The 1,869-nt window shown below is 26.3% G+C and carries 2 protein-coding genes; both read right to left on the bottom strand.

Going from position 1 to position 1,869, the window contains the following annotated elements; translation table 11 throughout:
- Positions 1-224 precede the first annotated feature (224 nt).
- Entirely contained in the window at positions 225-905 is a 681-nt protein-coding gene (locus MPF13_RS15365) for a hypothetical protein (RefSeq protein ID WP_249983646.1), read from the bottom strand.
- 209 nt (positions 906-1,114) lie between these two features.
- A complete protein-coding gene (locus MPF13_RS15360; protein WP_249983645.1) occupies positions 1,115-1,681 on the bottom strand; it encodes a hypothetical protein in 567 nt (188 codons plus the stop codon).
- Between the last annotated feature and the right edge of the window lie 188 nt (positions 1,682-1,869).

Raw genomic sequence — 1,869 nt, 5'->3', positions numbered from 1 at the left:
TTTAAATTCAGAGTGAAATGTTTTCCAATTCTTTATTTTTTTTCCTTTAATTCTGAATGTTTCCATTTCGGTTTTTAATTACAGCCAACGTGTTTATATATGGTTTGTTGCGTGTTTCAAGTACCTAATTTAGTAAATAATTACGGACAAAGAAAATCCGCGAGGATTTTCGTAAGTAGGCGAGAAGTCAGCAATAAATTATATATGGTGTTGGCAAACGTTATTTATCTATAAAACATATTTATGAATATCAACCTTTTTGTGAAATAATCATTTATGTCAATATTATTTTTCAATATATAATGAGACATCAAAAAAGGATGAATTGGGTCAGCTGTCAATTTAATGTTTTTCAAATAATATTCGACGAATTTTGATTTATTAGGGATTTCTTCCAAAGCTTTTAGATAAATACTATTAAAATTAATTTGAACGTCATCTTTTTGATTTTCCACAAGTCTTAATGTTTTACTTTTTTTGTTACCATAAAAATAACCTGAACTTGAATAAATAACTTTTCCTTTTGGATTCAAACATTTGTATTTTGTTTTATATTTTGTCTTAATCATTTCACTTTTTTTTCCAGATGAAAGTTCTCTTTCCTCAACCCAAGTAGAATCAGGCACACAATAAATATTCAGTTTTAATTTACTTTCTGGAAATATTCTATTTTCCAGAAGAGAATAGTTATACTTTAAAATATCTTTTAAAAATTCCTTGTAAGCATTTTCTGTTTTTAGATTTGGATATTCATTTTTTAATGTTTTTGTTTCAAAATCTCTAATCAGAGAATTCAGAGTTTCAACATTTTCTTTTCCTAAGGTTTTCTCAAATTCAATTTGTTGAGAGTAAATAGAAAGGGAAATCATTGCAAATAAAATAAATATTACTTTTTTTATTTTCATAGCTTTTATGTTATTTACTTATTAAAAGTTCAAAATAATAATTTGTTACATTTTTGTTATTTTTTTATGTTTGCCAACGTGTTTGTGTTATGGAAAGTTGCGATTTTGTGCCATCGTTATTTTCCGAAGGAAAATAAAAGATTGCAAAAAAGCAACTAATTTTAATTAAGCTAAAAATAGCAATTTTTTATACACGGTGTTGCCACCAGTTAATTTAGTTCGATAATTTTTTCAACTTTTTCATTTTCAACATTAAATTCGATTGTTTTAGATTTATGAATTGGACTATCAATTCCTTGAATTTTATTATTTTCAAATGTTTCTAAATGTAATACTTGAAACTTCTTTTTATATTTAGTCAAAGTATTTTTTTTCAAGTCAACTATTCCAATTTTCTGAAATTTCCCTCTTAAAAACGATTTTTCCCATATAGGAATAGCTACTTTAAGTCCTGATTCATTCCATAATGCAGGTCCTCCACAATTATCTCCGATAAGAAAAATATTTCCTCTTTTTTTATTTAGTTTACAAATTCCACTAATTGGTGCTCCCATTCCAATTTCAAATAGATTTGAATATTCTAAAGTCGCATTATTTTCATTTTTCAGTTTGTTAGAATTTTCATTCGGAAAATCCCAAGCATTTGGATATTTCATATTCTCTTTTATATAGCCAACAGTTAAAATTATGGAAGGTTCGTCAACTTTCAGTTCTCTCAAAATTCTATATGCATTATTCCTATTATCTTTTTTTATAGCTCTGTCAAATTCTGTCATTTTTCCAGATAAATACAGTCTTTCATTAACTGTAGTTCCATTAAAGATTTCAGGATTATTAATTTATTTACGAATTTCTCTCTTATTGGTGGCAACGTGTTTGTATATGGTTTGTTGCGGTTTTGTTATGCTAAAAGTAAGCAATTTATTAAACAACTTTGTACCTGCGTATTTTTCCGAAGGAAAAA

It is taken from the genome of Polaribacter sp. Z022 (assembly GCF_023555495.1).
In the GTDB taxonomy this organism is placed as follows: Bacteria; Bacteroidota; Bacteroidia; order Flavobacteriales; family Flavobacteriaceae; genus Polaribacter.
This window is presented reverse-complemented; position numbering and strand designations above follow the sequence as displayed.

What these genes read in the sequence shown, in the direction of transcription:
- MPF13_RS15365 (WP_249983646.1), bottom strand. Translation starts at nt 905, where the DNA reads ATGAAAATAAAAAAAGTAATATTTATTTTATTTGCAATGATTTCCCTT.
- MPF13_RS15360 (WP_249983645.1), bottom strand. Translation starts at nt 1,681, where the DNA reads ATGACAGAATTTGACAGAGCTATAAAAAAAGATAATAGGAATAATGCA.